The sequence below is a fragment of the Micromonospora phaseoli genome (assembly GCF_900109115.1).
GTDB lineage: Bacteria > Actinomycetota > Actinomycetes > Mycobacteriales > Micromonosporaceae > Micromonospora > Micromonospora phaseoli.
The window spans coordinates 196,436-212,021 of sequence record NZ_FNYV01000008.1 but is presented as its reverse complement, the minus strand read 5'-3'; the positions used below and the strand labels follow the sequence as shown (position 1 = coordinate 212,021).

General features: G+C 70.0%; 16 protein-coding genes. 10 read left to right on the top strand and 6 right to left on the bottom strand.

Translation table 11 applies throughout. From position 1 onward, the window contains the following. Positions 1–180: 180 nt before the first annotated feature. Complete coding sequence (locus tag BMY89_RS20955; RefSeq protein WP_092381728.1) at positions 181–1,422, bottom strand: glycoside hydrolase family protein; 1,242 nt, start codon at positions 1,420–1,422, stop codon at positions 181–183. A 123-nt stretch (positions 1,423–1,545) separates the two neighbouring features. On the opposite strand from BMY89_RS20955, the gene BMY89_RS20950 reads away from it, so the two are divergent. From BMY89_RS20950 to BMY89_RS20940, 3 genes are all read left to right on the top strand, one after another. Next, positions 1,546–2,415: an alpha/beta hydrolase gene (locus BMY89_RS20950; RefSeq protein WP_092381727.1), complete on the top strand. Its 870-nt coding sequence runs from the start codon at positions 1,546–1,548 to the stop codon at positions 2,413–2,415. A gap of 60 nt (positions 2,416–2,475) precedes the next feature. After that, positions 2,476–2,934: a GNAT family N-acetyltransferase gene (locus tag BMY89_RS20945; protein ID WP_092381726.1), complete on the top strand. Its 459-nt coding sequence runs from the start codon at positions 2,476–2,478 to the stop codon at positions 2,932–2,934. Between the two features lie 69 nt (positions 2,935–3,003). Next, positions 3,004–3,537 carry a DUF6817 domain-containing protein gene (locus tag BMY89_RS20940; RefSeq protein ID WP_092381725.1) on the top strand — a complete coding sequence of 178 codons (534 nt, stop codon included), beginning with the start codon at positions 3,004–3,006 and terminating at the stop codon, positions 3,535–3,537. A gap of 29 nt (positions 3,538–3,566) precedes the next feature. On the opposite strand, the gene BMY89_RS20935 is transcribed toward BMY89_RS20940, so the two are convergent. After that, positions 3,567–4,136 (bottom strand): hypothetical protein, encoded by a 570-nt coding sequence (locus tag BMY89_RS20935; protein WP_092381724.1) that lies wholly within the window; start codon positions 4,134–4,136, stop codon positions 3,567–3,569. Between the two features lie 212 nt (positions 4,137–4,348). Between BMY89_RS20935 and BMY89_RS20930 the strand changes: the two genes are divergently transcribed. Next, positions 4,349–4,651 carry a putative quinol monooxygenase gene (locus BMY89_RS20930; RefSeq protein ID WP_092381723.1) on the top strand — a complete coding sequence of 101 codons (303 nt, stop codon included), beginning with the start codon at positions 4,349–4,351 and terminating at the stop codon, positions 4,649–4,651. A 46-nt stretch (positions 4,652–4,697) separates the two neighbouring features. Further along, positions 4,698–5,450: an AraC family transcriptional regulator gene (locus BMY89_RS20925; protein ID WP_092381722.1), complete on the top strand. Its 753-nt coding sequence runs from the start codon at positions 4,698–4,700 to the stop codon at positions 5,448–5,450. A 3-nt stretch (positions 5,451–5,453) separates the two neighbouring features. Here BMY89_RS20925 and BMY89_RS20920 read toward each other — a convergent pair whose 3' ends face one another. Both BMY89_RS20920 and BMY89_RS20915 read right to left on the bottom strand, forming a co-directional pair. Further along, complete coding sequence (locus tag BMY89_RS20920; protein ID WP_092381721.1) at positions 5,454–5,807, bottom strand: hypothetical protein; 354 nt, start codon at positions 5,805–5,807, stop codon at positions 5,454–5,456. Positions 5,808–6,082: 275 nt separating this feature from the next. Continuing rightward, positions 6,083–6,649, bottom strand: coding sequence for a P-loop nucleotide/nucleoside kinase family protein (locus BMY89_RS20915; RefSeq protein WP_232521458.1), 567 nt, complete (start codon positions 6,647–6,649; stop codon positions 6,083–6,085). A 181-nt stretch (positions 6,650–6,830) separates the two neighbouring features. Here BMY89_RS20915 and BMY89_RS20910 point away from each other — a divergent pair, with 181 nt between their 5' ends. Further along, on the top strand, positions 6,831–7,568 hold the full coding sequence (locus BMY89_RS20910; protein WP_092381720.1) for a VOC family protein: 738 nt from the start codon (positions 6,831–6,833) through the stop codon (positions 7,566–7,568). 609 nt (positions 7,569–8,177) lie between these two features. On the opposite strand, the gene BMY89_RS20905 is transcribed toward BMY89_RS20910, so the two are convergent. Beyond that, positions 8,178–9,233: a questin oxidase family protein gene (locus tag BMY89_RS20905; protein ID WP_092381719.1), complete on the bottom strand. Its 1,056-nt coding sequence runs from the start codon at positions 9,231–9,233 to the stop codon at positions 8,178–8,180. A 206-nt stretch (positions 9,234–9,439) separates the two neighbouring features. Here BMY89_RS20905 and BMY89_RS20900 point away from each other — a divergent pair, with 206 nt between their 5' ends. Then, positions 9,440–9,832: a mycothiol transferase gene (locus BMY89_RS20900; protein ID WP_269766884.1), complete on the top strand. Its 393-nt coding sequence runs from the start codon at positions 9,440–9,442 to the stop codon at positions 9,830–9,832. 77 nt (positions 9,833–9,909) lie between these two features. Here BMY89_RS20900 and BMY89_RS20895 read toward each other — a convergent pair whose 3' ends face one another. Beyond that, a complete protein-coding gene (locus BMY89_RS20895; protein ID WP_092381718.1) occupies positions 9,910–10,482 on the bottom strand; it encodes a GNAT family N-acetyltransferase in 573 nt (190 codons plus the stop codon). Between the two features lie 282 nt (positions 10,483–10,764). Here BMY89_RS20895 and BMY89_RS20890 point away from each other — a divergent pair, with 282 nt between their 5' ends. From BMY89_RS20890 to pflA, 3 genes are all read left to right on the top strand, one after another. Further along, positions 10,765–12,348, top strand: a complete 1,584-nt coding sequence (locus tag BMY89_RS20890) for a DUF4139 domain-containing protein (RefSeq protein ID WP_092381717.1) — start codon at positions 10,765–10,767, stop codon at positions 12,346–12,348. 243 nt (positions 12,349–12,591) lie between these two features. After that, a complete protein-coding gene (pflB, locus tag BMY89_RS20885) occupies positions 12,592–14,832 on the top strand; it encodes a formate C-acetyltransferase (protein WP_092381716.1) in 2,241 nt (746 codons plus the stop codon). Continuing rightward, positions 14,829–15,572 carry a pyruvate formate-lyase-activating protein gene (gene pflA, locus BMY89_RS20880; protein ID WP_092381715.1) on the top strand — a complete coding sequence of 248 codons (744 nt, stop codon included), beginning with the start codon at positions 14,829–14,831 and terminating at the stop codon, positions 15,570–15,572. Before pflB ends, pflA begins: the two co-directional genes overlap by 4 nt. Positions 15,573–15,586: the final 14 nt, after the last annotated feature.

The following is a 15,586-nucleotide window of genomic DNA, read 5'->3' as shown; positions in this document are numbered from 1 at the left end:
GGAAGGCAATCCGACGCCGCCGCAGCGCCGTCATCTCGCCGAACACGCCCTGCGGGCGTCACGTTGCTGCGACGAAGGCGAGCGTCACCAACCCGCACCGATGCGCAGCACCTGGAGCGGTGGTTGGGCCAGGGGCTGTCGACGGCCGCCCCGGCAGAGACGGCCGTCGACTCTGGAGAGCTATGACCGGCCCGCCGACCGGTAGGCCGCGCCCGCCTCGGTGGCGGTGCCGTTCTCGCGGTACAGACCGTGCGCCGCGTGCTTGCCGTTGGCCGGTAGGGCGAACCAGGCGTACCGCTCGACGTAGGGCGTGGCCTGCAATGCGGCGGTCGCCTTGCTGATGAACGTGACGAGTTGCTGCGGCGTCGGGTAGCGGTGCGGGTCCCGACTGAAGTCGATCAGACCGAACTCGGTGACCCAGATCGGTAGCCGGTAGCGCTCGTGGACCGCGTGCACGTACTGCATCAGGTGGTTTGCGGCGTCGTCGCCGAAGTCCGAGCCGTACCAGTGCAGGGTGATGAAGTCGACCCGCAGCCCTCGCTGACGGGTGCCGGCGAGGAACTGGTCCAGCCAGCCGCCGGGGGTGTCGGCGCCGAAGGCGACGGCCGGGCTGCCCAGCCGCATGCCCGTGCCCTGGAGCCGGGGCCAGAGGTCCAGTGCGTGGTCGACCGACATGTTCGCCTGCGACGGCAGGTCCGGCTCGTTGAAGCCGAGCAGGGTGCGGCCGGACTGTTGGGCGGTGGCCAGATCGGCGTCGTTGACGAACGCGGCACCCCAGATCATCGGTACGAACTCGGCCGTCGCCGGCACGTCGCTGTTCGACGCGGACCAGTCGTGGTACCAGGACGCACCGGCGTCGCGGATTGCGTCGGCGCCGGGCGGAAACGCCCACGTGGCGACGCCCTTCTTCGCGGCCGGCCCGGCAACTGCCGGAGCGCCGCGCGGCGCCCATGCCTGCGTGGTGGCGTCGGAGCAGCTGCGGATCTGTAACGCCGTCCCAGTCTCCGCCCCACCGAACGCGTCCAGGCACTTGCCGGACCCGGTGTTGACCAGTCGTCCGTTCTTCGGTAGCCAGCTCTGCGCGGCGGTGCCGTTACAGTCCCACAGCTGCACCCGGGTGCCGTCCCGGTGGGAGCCGCCGGCCACGTCCAGGCATTTGCCGAACGCGCGGAGCGTGCCCCGATTCCCGACCCCGGCCCAGTTCTGCGCGTGGGTGCCGTTGCAGTCCCACAGCTGCACGGTCGTGCCGTTCGCGGTGCCGGACCACTGGACGTCGACGCACTTTCCGGCCACACCGACGATCCGCGCGCTGGAGTCGGCCATCGCCGACGGTTCGGCGGCCAGGCCGGCGATGGCCGCCGAGCAGGTGAGGGTCGCGATAGCCCGCACAAGCCGCCTGCGGCTCACATCAGGTGAGGTCATGAAGGTGCTCCTCGAAATCCGTGGCTGGTTGCGGGTACCACGGCGCGCAGCCGGCCATGGTTCACCGCCGCGTGACTTCTTTCGAGCACTCGGGCGCGAGCTTCTGCGCATAGGGTGCCTGGGGTGATCGTCGAGGTGCCCTTCCGTCCCCTTGCCGTCGACCAGTCGGACGTTCGCTACGCCCACGGCCCCGATTCGGCACGGCAGCCGGGCGTGCCGGTCGGTCGGACCGTCGAGTTCGACTGGAATGACAGCGTTGTCTATCCGGGTACGTCGCGGAAGTTCTGGGTCCACCTGCCAGCTCAGTACGACCCGTCGTGCCCTGCGGCACTGATGGTGTTCCAGGATGGGCGGTGGTACCTGGATCCGGACGGTGAGGTTCGTGCCGCGATCGTGCTGGACAACCTCGTGCACCGTGGCGACATCCCGGTCACCGTAGGCGTGTTCGTCGATCCTGGCGTCCATGCCGGTGCCGGCGAGCCGAGGTGTCGAAACGTCGAGTACGACGCGTTCGACGACCGCTATGCCACCTTCCTGCTGACCGAGATCATCCCGCAGGTCACGGACCGCTACTCGATCACCCAGAATTCCAACGGATGGGGCATCTGTGGGGGCAGTAGCGGCGGCAACTGCGCGTTCACCGCCGCGTGGCTGCGCCCGGACACGTTCCGCCGAGTGATCTGCTGCCTTTCCAGCTTCGTGCAGATGCCGGACGGGAACCCCTACCCCGAACTCATCCGCAGCGTCCCCCGCAAGCCGCTGCGCATCTTCATGCAGGCCGGTCACCGGGACCTGCGCTGGAACGAGCGGGAACGCAACTGGCTGGCCAGCAACCTGCACGTCGCCGCTGCCCTGGCAGAGGCGGGCTACGACTTCCGTCTCGTGCTCGGCGACGGGGGCCACAGCCCCAACCACGGCGGCGTGCTGCTGCCGGACGCCCTGCGCTGGCTGTGGCGGCCAATGGACCCGGGCGGGGCGGACGCCCGGGGCTGATCTCGAAGTCGACCACAAGTCGCGTGCGTGAAGGCCGGCAGGAGCAGTAGCGTCCCGGCCATGACCTCGGACGCTTTCGTGCCACCCGACTTCGATCCGCCGACGTCGCTGGTCACCGACCGGTTTCGCCTCGAACCGCTGGGCCCGCAGCACAACGTGGCGGATCACGCCGCCTGGATGTCGAGCATCGAGCACATCCGCGCCACGCCGGGTTACCCGGACGGCGACTGGCCGCCACCGGGCGGCATGTCGCTGGAGGCGAATCTCGCCGATCTGCGTCGTCATGCTGACGACTTCACCAGTGGCAGAGGGTTCACCTTCACCGTCCTCGATCCGGTCGACGGCGACGTCATCGGTTGCGTCTACCTCTACCCGCCGGCCTCCGAGGAGTACGACGTGACGGTCCAGTCCTGGGTGCGGGCCGACCGGGCGGGCCTCGACGTGCCGCTGGCCACCGCCGTCGCGAACTGGATCGCCACCGACTGGCCGTGGGTACGCCCGGACCGATGTGGCCGTTGACGAACCGCTGTGACGTATTGCCCAGACGCAGGGCCGGCGGATCCGACGACCGACACCTACAGTCGGGCCATGAGCACCGACAGGGGCGTGCGGGTCTGGCTCCGTCGGCATGGCGCTGAGCAGATCGCGCATCCCGGGGGCACCCTGTACGCCCACCTGTGTCGCGTCAGCGAGCGACTCGCCGTGCTTGGCTGCGGCAGTGACGTGCAGGCCGCGGGCCTTACCCACGCCGTCTACGGCACCGACGGGTTCGACCTCGCCCTGCTGAATCGGGCCGATCGTGGCGTGCTGCGGGATCTCGTTGGTGCCGAAGCCGAGAAACTCGTCTATCTGTACGGCGCCTGCGACCGTAGCCGCAGCTGGCGGGAGCTGGCAGAGACCGGCCGGGTGTTCGACCGCTTCGTAGGTGAGGTGCGGACGCCGAGTACGGCGCAGCTTCGGTCGCTCGTGAACCTGAGCATCGTCAACGAACTGGACGTCATCGAGCATGATCCTGCGGTGGCGGACCGGCACGGTGCCTACCTGCGGGAGCTGTTCGCCTCGTGGGCCCCACTCGCCTCTGAGCAGGTCATCCGCGACGCGCAGCGGGTCTTGCGGCCGTGACACCCGAACCATCGGCCAGCGTCCGTGATCTACGCGCCTGACTGTCCGCGGCCCTCGGCGTCGACAGAGGTCATCGGCGGCTTGCGGCGTAGTTCGCGGAGTACGCCGTGTCGGCGCAGGGCCCACGCGAGGCGCCGGACGCTCGGGTGCCGCACGAACAGCACCGCCGCCCGGCGGATCAAGCCGAACCGGTTGTCGCGCAACTGGTGGTCGATCGCCTGCCAGATCAGCTCGCGCACCTTGGCGCTGTCCAGCACCGCACGTACCTCACACCGCACCGCAGGATCCTCGGCGGCCGAGGCGATGGCGGCCGCCTGACCCGGCCGGTCCGCGAGGGGCTCCACCACCGCGGCGACGAGCGGCCGGCGCACCTCGTCCCGCTCCAGCAGCAGCAACACGGCCTCCCGAATCTCGACCGTGTCCAGGCCGGAGCGCAGCAGATCCAGCAGGCTGCCCTCCACCTCGCGGTCATGATCTGCAACGGACAGCGTGGCCAGCAGCCCCGTCACCTCGTCGAGGTCGATGAGGTGACGCACCCCGCCGCGAAACTCCGGCAGCCCCCACGCCGCCTGCAGGCCCTTCGCGAGATTGCGGTTCATGAGCCATCCGCTACCCGGAAGCGACAGCCGGCGAAACCCCGCGACCTGTCCGGCCCTGTGGCGGCCCGCATGTCTGGGCTCTGCCGCACGCGTGGGGCCTGTCCGCTGTGGGTGTGAACGCGTCCGACTGACGGAGGCCGGCTGGGCGGGCACCGCGGGAGGATCGGGGCATCCCACTCGCGGCAGTCGCCGCCGGTTTCAGGAGGTCTCTCGTGCTCATCGCCATCCTCGACTTCAGCACTGCTGCCGCGGATCGGCCGGTCGCCCTCGGTCAGCTCGACGGCGTGCGGGACCAGGTACGCGCCATGCCGGGCAACATCGCCTTCCGGGTCTACGCGTCGCGTGAGGACGAGACCGGCATCACGGTGGTGCACGAGTGGGATGACGAGGCGTCGTTCGTCGGCTATCTGGGGTCGGACTCCTTTGCGCGCACCGGCGAGGTACTTGCGCCGATCATGAGCGGGGCTGCGGTGAGCCGGCGCTTCCGGGCGCAGCTGTTGGCGACGGTCGTCTGACCGGCGTCGCGGCTGACTTCTACGATCAGCGGGTGGGAGGCCACCGATGACCCGTAGGGCGTACAGCTTCGTCCGTACGTTCGCGCCGGGACCCGCTCGCGATCTCAGTGTGGACCGCCACTATCTGCTGTGCGCCTCCGCTGGCGTCCTCCGGTTGGAGGCGCAGGATCAGGCATGGTTGCTGCCGCCGGCCCGGGCTGCCCTGATCGAGGCAGGCCGGCCGATCCGGGTGAGCATTCCACATCCGGTCACGACCGCGTCGGTCCTGTTCGACGTCGGGTTCACCCAGGCCCCGCGGGCGTCGTTGACCGTCTTCGACCTCAGCCCGCTGGCCCGCGCGCTGGTGACCGAGTGCGGCAGGTGGGGCGAGAGCGATGAACCCCTCACGACGTACGCCGAGACGCTGTTCGCCGCGCTCGCGGCGGTGACCTGGCGGCTCGCTGAGCAGCCGAGTCCAGTCGTGGTGCCGGCCGGGCGATCACCGGAACTTCGCCGCGCGCTGCGGTTGACCGAGCAGCGGCTCGGCAGTGAGGTCCGGTTCGAGGACGTGGCAGGCGAGGTCGGCCTGGCGCCGCGGTCGCTGGCACGGCGCTTCGAGGAGGAGACCGGCATGACCTGGCGGGCGGTACTGCGCCGGATGCGGGTGCTGCGGGCAATCGAGGAACTCGCTGCCGGCGACACCCAGGTGACAAAGGTTGCATACACGGTCGGCTACACCTCACTGTCGGCGTTCAACGCCGCGTTCCGGGAACTGACTGGCCGAACACCGACGCAGTACCGGGCCAGCTTCCGGCCCTGACCGTCAGCGACACACGACTGCCACGTTGAGGAACAGGCAGCACGAGATCAGGACGGACAAGGTGAACGCGGACGCCGCCCGAACAGCGACTTCCGCGCCGCTCCGGTGACGCCGGGTAACGGGCAACGTCTGCTCCAGGACCACGAGGACCAGCCAGCCGAGCAGGACGATCGGGAACCAGAACTCCCAGGCGGGGTTGTCGAAGGCGCTGGCGTTTCCGTTCCCGCCGTAGTTGGGGCATTCTTCGTAGCGCATGATCGGGTCGAGAACCATCAGCAGCGTCGCGATGACCGCGCCGCCGACGAGGCAAGTCCAGAATCCGCTGAGCCATGACGAGCGCCTACGGCCGTTGATCATCTGTTCAGCCCAGAAGCATCGCGCGGCTCGCCGGGTCGAGCCGCCAGGGGGCACAGACCTGCTGCTGGGGCCGTGGGCGTGGCGAACGTCCGATCGGTCGGCGGCCGGCGACCGGTCGCGGTGTCCTGTCGCCACAGGGACTGCCGGAATCGTGTCCAAGCAGCCGGTGCGCGCCGGGCGAGGAGAAGGCATGAGCGACTGGAACGACAAGACCATCGCCGGGTTTCACCCTTGCGGGCGCTGAGCGGTCGTGGTGGTGCAGCGAGGAGCAGGCGTCAGGAGACCGACGGCGGCCAGCGGTGTCCGCGCCACTCATTCCAGGTCGCGAACCCGTCCGGTGGGCCATCGATGGGTTCGCTGCCGTCGAGCTCGCCTGGCGTTGGGATGTCGATGTTGGCAGCCCACTGGGCGAGTTCCTCGTCGGACATGGGCCAGGTCGTGTGTGGCGCTTCGGCTTGGCGCTGATCAAGTCGTCTCCGTTGCTCGGCTGGGGTGAGTTCGAAGTAGCGCATCTCCACCGTCGCGCCGAGGTCTGCTGCTGCCTGCCGTAGAGCGGAGCGTTCGTCTCGGCCCCAGAGGCCGTAGTCGATCACGACGTTGATGCCGAGTTCGAGGGCGCGCAGCCCGATCTCGATGAGCCGTCCCTCGATCACGTCCCCAGCCGATGGCGGATTCTCGTGCCCGTAGAGAGCCTTCACCCATTCATCCTTCGTGAGACGAAGTGCTCTCTGCTCGATCTCGATGCGCCGAGCAGCGGTGGTCTTCCCGGTGCATGGAAGTCCCACCGTCAGGAACAGCTTTGGCTGCTTCATCATCACCAGATTCCGACCGAACCTCATCATTGCTGACATCCGCCAATGCCGCCCACCGAGCGCTACGCAGTTTGCGGCACGGGCCGTCAGCGCACGGACATACCGGGATCACTGCGTTCCGATGATGCTCCACCCTTGCTGTCCAGTCCGCAGGTCGCCGAGATCAGTACGGCTGATCTTGATACGCCAAACTGCCGCTAGCATCATCGGCATGGCGACGCGGCTTGTGCAAATCAACATGAAGGCTCGGGACGACTCCGCGCTGGGCGGTTTCTGGGCGGAGGCGCTCGGCTGGGGGGTCTCCAGCGAGGGACCGGGCGTGACGAACCTCGAACCTGAGGGTTTCGTCTACCCCGACCCCACCGCCGTCTGCCTTGACCTCATCGCCTCCCCGGAACCCAAGACGGTGAAGAATCGCGTGCACGTCGACCTCGCCACCACCTCGGTGGCCCACCAGGCGGAGGTGGTCACGCGCCTGAAGGATCTCGGCGCAGCACCCGCCGACATAGGCCAGGGCGACGTGCCATGGACGGTCATGGCCGACCCAGAGGGCAACGAGTTCTGTGTGCTGGAGCCCCGACCGCTCTACCGAGACACTGGACCGATCGCCGCGGTAGTGGTCGACTGCGCTGATCCGCGAGCGATGGCCCGCTTCTGGGGCAACGCCATGGACTGGACCCTGCACGAGGTGACCGACCACTACGCGGTGCTGCGTTCCGCCAAGGGCGTTGGCCCATATCTGGAGTTCATCCGCACACCCGACGTGAAGACCGGGTGGAACCGCGTCCATCTCGACGTTCGCCCATACCCGGGTGACGACCTGGAGGCTGAGGCGGCCAGACTGCGGACTCTCGGCGCCACCGCCATCGACCTAGGTCAAGGCAATGTCTCCTGGACGGTCCTCGCCGACCCGGAAGGCAACGAGTTCTGCATCCTTGCGCCAGGCTGACCGAACCCTCTTCATCCACTCAGTAACGGCCGTGCCGAGAGAGCGCCTCGGCAAGCACGGCTGGGCGGGTGACGGTGGGTTTCAGTCCGTTCCCCCTCCGCCACCGCCAGTACCGAAGTTCGCAGCGTCTTCGAAGGCGGCGTTTCCGCGATTGCGGTGGAGTGCCGGTCGGGAACGCCTCGGCCCCGCTGGAAGATATCGCGACCAGAGCGCGGCGAGTTACGGCGCTGGACGGCGTACCCGCACGTGCCGCACGGTGCCGGCCGAGTCGCGAATCCTCGGGCTGGGTCGCCTGCAGGTCGAAGCTCTGATCACTACCGCCCGGCTGTCGGCCAACCCGAACGACTTCGCCCTGGTCGCGCTCTCGGGCCTGCTCGGGCTGCGGAGCTTTGAAGCCTGCGGGTCAAGCATCGCCTATCTGGGGCAAGGAGCACGGCCACCGGGTGCTGCGCGTGCGCGGCAAGGGTGGCAGGGTCGCGCTCGTCCCGCTGCCACCGGCTGTGGTCCGAGCCATCGACAGGGCCGTTGATATGTCGATCTCTTGAGCTCTCCGTTGCTCTGCAACGGCCGTGGAAACGCGATCTGGAGATTGCCTCTACGGCTGGGGGCTCACCACCGTCCGGTCTGTTCAGTCGCGCGAAGCGAGGCGGCGAGGACGGTGGTGTCGCTGGTGGTGGCGTAGGTGTCGAGCGCGGCGTCGGCGAACTTGATGGCGTGTGGTCCGGCGGAGTTCACCGCGTGCCGCATGACCTCGCCGGGGTCCACATCGGGTGCGGCTGGCGGAGCGGGGCGTCCGGTCGCCGGGGCGTACGCGGCGGTGACGGCCGCCGTGGCGGCCCAGGCGGCGGCTAGGCTGGCCGCCCAGAGCCTCCCGGGTAGGGCGGGCAGGGTGCGCAGGACTGCGTTCGGCGCGGTGGCGGCGTGTACCAGCATGACCGGATTGGCGTACCCGTGGGTGCCGTGCCGGACGACCGCCGCGTGCACGATGCCGGCCAGGCGGGCCGGGACGGCTTCCTCACCGGCGGCGGTTTCCCCGACGTCTTCTTCGCCGTGCGGCACCGTCCCGGCCACCGCTGGCCAGCCGGGAAGGTCGGCGAGCTGGGCGAGGCGGGCCCGGATTCCGAAGCGCTGGTCGGGTACGCGCGGCACCGCGTCGAGCGCGCTTCGTGGATCGGTGGCCAGGTACGGCCGGGCGCCGGGTGGTGCGAGGGGTTGCCAGCGAGCCGCCCAGTAGGCCAGTCCATGGCCGAGTTCGGTGACGCGGGGTGCGGTCTCCTGGTCCAGCAGCGCGCGTACCGCGTGGCCGACCCGGATCACGCCGTGGGTGGCGCCGGCGGCGATGCCGGGCAGCAGGCGGGGCCACCATCGGGCGAGCACCTGCCGCCAGGGCTCGCCGGCGACTTCGCGGTCGAAGTAGTCGAGCCAGTCACCGGTGCGCACCGGGTCACCGAGCGGGTCTCGCCACTCGTCGGCGGCGATCGGCGCGATGCCCCGTGGTCGGTCCTCCAACCGGTCGGCGTACCCGTCCAACCATCGGTGCACCGCCTCGCCGTGGCCGTGCCGGGCCAGAGCCTCGACCGCCATGGGCGCGTGGTTGGACAGCCACCCGTCCCGTTCCGGACCGGAAAGCCGGACCCGCTGGTAAGCCTCGTCGAGTTCACTCATGCGTAGACGGTAGAAGCTGAAGCGCGGTTGAGGTCAACCACGACGGTGTTCGCCACGTTCGGTCAGCAGGTGGGTGAGCCGGCCCGCGGGGTGTTCTTGCCGGCCGCGATGGGGGCTGAGGATCACGAGTTCGGGCATGAGTTCAGGACCGCAGCACCGTCATCAGATGGGCGACGAGTCGCGCAGGAACACCTTGAAGGCGGGCCCTGGCCGCGAGGGTCGCCAGCTGGCGGCCGGAGCCTGACGGACACCGAGAGCCACCGCCCCGGGTGTGGGCCGCAGCCGACGAGTCCCGTGACGACATCATCGGCCTGTGGCACCGAGTCTGGGCACACGCGGACACCACGATCGAGACCCTCCCGATCGACGCGACCGGCACGGTGCGGTGGTGGCAACACACCCCGGTGACGCTGCACCTCATCCTCGTGCACATGCTCGCCGAGCTGAACCGGCACGCCGGACACGCCGACATCGTGCGAGAACTCATCGACGGGCAGGTCGGCTGGCGACGCCCCGGCGACAACGTGGTCGAGGGCGACGAGGCGTGGTGGGCCGCCTACCGCGAGACGCTGGAATCCACCGCGCGCGAGTTCGCCTGAGGGCGGTCTTCGCGTAACCCGTGGAGGCGGTCCGATCCGCCGAGAATCCGGGTGCATTCCGCCAACGGCGATCGACGTCACCGCAGGTCGAGCCGCATGAGCACGCGTGGGAACCCGGCGAGCACCGAGGTGGTGTCGGCCGCCTTCACGAAGCCGGCGTGCTCGAAAACCGCGCGGGTACCGACGTAGGCCATCGTGAGGTCCACCTTCTCGCCGCGGTTGTCGACGGGGTAGCCCTCGATCGCCGGCGCGCCGCGCTCGCGGGCGAAGGCGACGGCGCCGGTAAGCAGGTGGCGCACGATGCCCCGCTTGCGGTGGCCCGGCCGTACCCGGAAGCACCACACGGTCCACACGGGCAGATCGTCGAGGTGCGGGATGCGCTTGTTGCGGGCGAAGCTCGTGTCGGCTCGCGGATGCACCGCCGCCCAGCCGACGACTTCGTCGCCGTCGTAGGCGAGCACTCCGGGAGGGGGATCGAGCCCGACGAGTTCGCGTACCCGGTCGCCGCGCATCGGCCCGCGCAGTTGCAGGTTCGCTTTCGCCCCGATGCGGTAGCTCAGGCACCAGCACACGTTGGCGTCCGGCCGCTTCGGGCCCACGACAGCCGCGACATCCTCGAACACCGTCGCCGGGCGTACCTCAATCGCCATGACGCCTACCCTGCCACCGCCCACCGACACGGCTCTTCGGCGGCAGGCACCCCCGCCCGCCGGCGACGCACGCACGCTCGTGCCGCAGACGGCGCGTGGCATCGCGTACCGGACATGGTCCCGGGCGCCTGGCGCACGAACCAGAGGTCGCCGCCGGGGTCGAGGAAGAGGGTGCGGTCCCAGCAGGGTGAGGGGTTGGGTGGCCGGTGACGGGGTTGCGGCGCGCCGTCCTCCGCTTGTCGTCGGCGGGGACGTGAGCGCTGCTCGGCTACCCTCGCCGCCGTGGACACTGCGGAGATCGATGCACCCGTCGTCGGCGTCACCGTCTATCCGGACCGGGCCCGGGTCACCCGGCGTGGTGGTGCTCAGCTGGCCGCCGGCCGGCACCGGGTACGCGTCGCGCCACTCCCGCTCGGCCTGCGGCGGGACTCGGTCCGGGTCGGCGGTCGGGGCCCGGCCACCGTGCTCGGCGTGGACGTGACCACCTGGCGGCAGGCCCGCAGCACCGACGTGCAGGTCATCGGCTTGGAGCAGCGTCGTCGCGAGCTGGCCGACGAGTTGGCCGAGGTCGACGACGCGGACGGTATCGAGGAGCAGCGCGGGGAGTTCCTCACCCGGCTGGCCGGGCGGGCCAGTGGCACGTATGCCCGCGCCCTGGCCGCTGGCGATGTGGCGTCGAGCGATGTGGCCGCCTTCACCGACTCGGTGGCCGCCCAGCTCGTCGATTCGCGGGCCCGTCGGCGCGGGCTGGCCCGTCGGCGTACCGGGCTGGCGGAGGAGTTGGCCGCGGTTGGGCGCGACCTCGACGCCGCGCACGGCAAGCGGGAGCCGGACCGGCTGGCTGCCGAGGTGATCGTGGCGGTGGAGGTCGACGACGCCGATGTCGAGCTGGAGCTGACCTACCTGGTGGAGGGGGCCCGGTGGCAACCCTCCTACGACCTGCGGCTGGTCGACGACACCATGACGGTCACCTGGTTTGGGATGGTCAGCCAGAGCACCGGGGAGGACTGGCCGGAGTGTGAACTTCAACTTTCCACCGCCCGGCCGGCGGCGGCGACCGGCGTACCCGAACTGTCGCCCTGGTATCTCGACCGGATCCGGCCGGCGCCCGCGCGCGCGGTGTCGGTGGACATGCCGCTCGGGTTGCCGGTGCCGCTGCCCGGCGCGGCTCCGGCCGGCGGCGGTCCGGCCCGTTCCGCGGCGGGCCGTCCGTGGCTGCGGGAGAGCGTCGCCGAGGTCGAGCAGGGGGTCAGCGCGGCCACCTACCGGCCGGCCCGATCGGTGGCGGTGCCGGCCGACGGCAGCGCGCACCGGGCCACCATCGCTGTGCTGGAGCTGCCAGCCCGGCTGGACCACGTCACCGCGCCGGTCCGCGCTGCGGAGGCGTACCTGCGGGCCAAGGTGCGCAACACGTCGGAGCACACGCTGCTTCCCGGGCCGGCCGCGGTGTTCCACGACGCCGACTTCGTCGCGTCCAGCAGGCTGCCGATGTGGGCGCCGGGTGAGGAGACCGAGTTGGCTCTGGGGGTGGACGACCGGCTGCGGGTGGAGCGGAAGCTGCATCGGCGCGCCGAGACCAAGACCACGCTCTCCTCGACCCGGCGGCGGGAGGTGGAGTACCGGATCACCGTCGCCAACCACACGCCCCGCCCGGCGACCGTCGAGGTGCGTGATCAACTGCCGGTGTCGCGCGACGAGGCGGTGGTCGTGCGGGAGACGACCGTCGTGCCGCCGCCGGTCGAGCGTACGGAGCTGGGGGAGCTGACCTGGCGGCTGTCGCTCGCGCCGGGCGACAGCGGCGAGGTCGCGCTGGGCTTCCGGGTGGAACTGGCCAAGGGGGTCGAGCTGACCGGCTGGCGGGAGTAGGTGCTGGGCCGTGGTCCATGGACTGCAACGACAGCTCGCCGCGAGCAAACCCGGTAGCTGCTCCAGCCCGGCCCGGCCTCGGTGCAGCCACGGTCGGATGCCTGAGCTCCGACCCGCGACCGGAGATCATGGTGCCGCTGGCCCGGCCCCGAAGTGCCCGGGTGGCTCCGCCTCCCGGGCACTTCGACCCTGACCCGGCTCTGTGGTCACTGACGAAACTGAGGGCAGAGACGAGGAGGAGCCATGGTGCAGGAACGCAAAGACGCCTGGCGGGGGTTCACCGGGGCGACCTGGCGGGAGGCGATCGACCTCGCCGCGTTCGTTCAGGACAACGTCACGCCCTACACCGGTGACGCGGCGTTCCTGGCCGGGCCGACGCACCGCACGCAGCGGCTCTGGAGCGAGCTGCAGCGCATGTTCGTCGAGGAGCGCAAGCGCGGAATCTACGACGTCGACGCGCGTACCCCGTCGAGCATCACCGCGCACCCGCCGGGCTACATCGACCGATCGCACGAGCTGATCGTCGGGCTGCAGACCAGCGCGCCGCTTCGCCGGGCCATCATGCCCGCCGGCGGCCTGCGGATGGTCGAGGCGGGGCTGACGGCGTACGGCTACACGCTGGACCCGACCGTGCAGGCGATCTTCTCCCAGTACCGCAAGACCCACAACGACGGTGTCTTCGACGCGTACCCGGCGGACGTCCTGTCCGCGCGGCGCTCGCACATCATCACCGGCCTACCCGACGCCTACGGCCGGGGTCGCATCATCGGCGACTACCGCCGGGTGGCCCTGTACGGCATCGACCGCCTGATCGACGAGCGCCGGGAGCGTAAGGCGGAGCTGGACACCCAGCTGTCGTCCGAGGATGTCATCCGCGCCCGTGAGGAGCTGGCCGAGCAGATCCGCGCGCTCGACGAGCTCAAGACGATGGCCGCCGCCTACGGATCCGACATCTCCCGACCGGCCACGACGGGCCGCGAGGCGATCCAGTGGCTGTACTTCGCCTACCTCGCCGCGACCAAGGAGCAGAACGGCGCGGCCATGTCGCTCGGGCGCACCTCGTCGTTCGTCGACATCTTCCTGCAGCGCGACATCGACGAGGGCACGCTCACCGAGTCGGCCGCGCAGGAGCTGGTCGACGACTTCGTCATCAAGCTGCGGATCATCCGGTTCCTGCGCACCCCGGAGTACGACCAGCTTTTCTCCGGCGACCCGACCTGGGTCACCGAGGCGATCGGCGGCATCGGCGCCGACGGCCGGCCGCTGGTGACCCGGAGCAGCTTCCGGTACCTGCAGACTCTCTACAACCTCGGACCCGCACCGGAACCGAACCTCACCGTACTGTGGTCACCGCAGCTGCCGGACGGCTTCAAGCGCTTCTGCGCCCAGGTGTCCATGGACACCAGCTCGATCCAGTACGAGAACGACGACCTGATCCGGCCCGTGTACAGCGACGACACCGCGATCGCCTGCTGTGTGTCGGCGATGCGTGTCGGCAAGGACATGCAGTTCTTCGGCGCGCGGGCCAACCTGGCCAAGGCCCTGCTGTACGCGATCAACGGCGGCCGTGACGAGATCAGCGGCGACCAGGTGGCACCGGCGAGCCCGCCGGTCACCGGCGACGTGCTGGATTTCGACCAGGTGCTCGCCGCCTTCGACAACACCCTGGACTGGCTGGCAGAGACCTATGTGGACGCGCTCAACGTCATCCACTACATGCACGACAAGTACGCCTACGAACGTCTCGAGATGGCTCTGCACGACCACCCGGTGCACCGCTTCCTGGCCACCGGCGTCGCCGGGCTCTCGGTGGCCGTCGACAGCCTGTCGGCCATCAGGTACGCCCAGGTCAAGGCACTGCGGGACAGCACCGGGCTGGTCGTCGACTACGCCGTGGACGGCGACTTCCCGACTTTCGGCAACAACGACGACCGCGCCGACACCATCGCCGTGGACCTGGTGCGGCGGTTCATGGACAAGATCCGCCGGCAGCCGGCCTACCGCGACGCCGAACCGTCGCTGTCGGTGCTGACCATCACGTCGAACGTCGTCTACGGCAAGCACACCGGCAACACCCCGGACGGCCGGCGCGCGGGCGAGCCGTTCGCGCCGGGCGCCAACCCGATGAACGGGCGTGACCGGCACGGGCTGGTCGCGGCGGCGCTGTCGGTGGCGAAGCTGCCCTACGACTGCGCCCGCGACGGCATCTCGCTGACCACCACGGTCACCCCGAACGGCCTGGGCCGCACCCGCGACGAACGGATCGGCAACCTGGCCGGCGTGCTCGACGGCTACACCGACGCCGGTGGTTTCCACCTCAACGTCAACGTGCTCGACCGGGCCACCCTTCAGGACGCGATGGCGCACCCGGAGAACTACCCGCAGCTGACCATCCGGGTCTCCGGCTACGCGGTCAACTTCGTACGGCTCACCCGCGAGCAGCAGCACGACGTCATCTCCCGCACATTCCACGGTGCGTTGTGACAGCAGGTCCCTGTGTCGGGTCCGTCCACTCCTTCGACATCTCGACGGGTGTGGACGGGCCCGGCACCCGTTTCGTGGCCTTTCTGGCCGGGTGCCCGCTGCGCTGTCAGTACTGCCACAGCCCCGACACCTGGTACCGCCGCAGCGGCGAGTCGACCAGCGTCGAGGACCTGCTCACCGAGATCCGCCGGTACGAGCGGTTCATCAAGGTCTCCGGTGGCGGCGTCACCCTCAGCGGGGGCGAGCCCCTGCAACAGCCCGGCTTCGTGCGCGAGGTGCTGGCCGGGTGCAAGCAGATGGGCCTGCACACCGCCCTGGACACCAGCGGGTTCCTGGGCGACCGCGCGGATGACGTGCTGCTGGCCGACGTCGATCTGGTGCTGCTCGACATCAAGTCCGGTGATTCGGCGACCTACCGCAAGGTGACCCGCACCGGCAGCCTGGCGGCGACCGTACGCTTCGCGCACCGGCTCGCGATGCTCGGCAAGCCGGTCTGGGTCCGCTTCGTGCTCGTGCCGGGCCTGACCGACGACCCGGCCAACGTCGACGCGGTCGCCGACCTCGTCGCCGGTGTGGACACCGTCGAGCGGGTCGAGGTGTTGCCGTTTCACCGGCTGGGTACCGCCAAGTACACCGCCCTCGGTCTCGACTTCCCGCTCGCCGGCGTCGACCCGCCCGGACCGGAGCTGCTCGACCGGGTTCGTTGTCAGTTCCGCGACCGGGGTCTGAGCGTGTACTGACCGCCGCCCGTCGG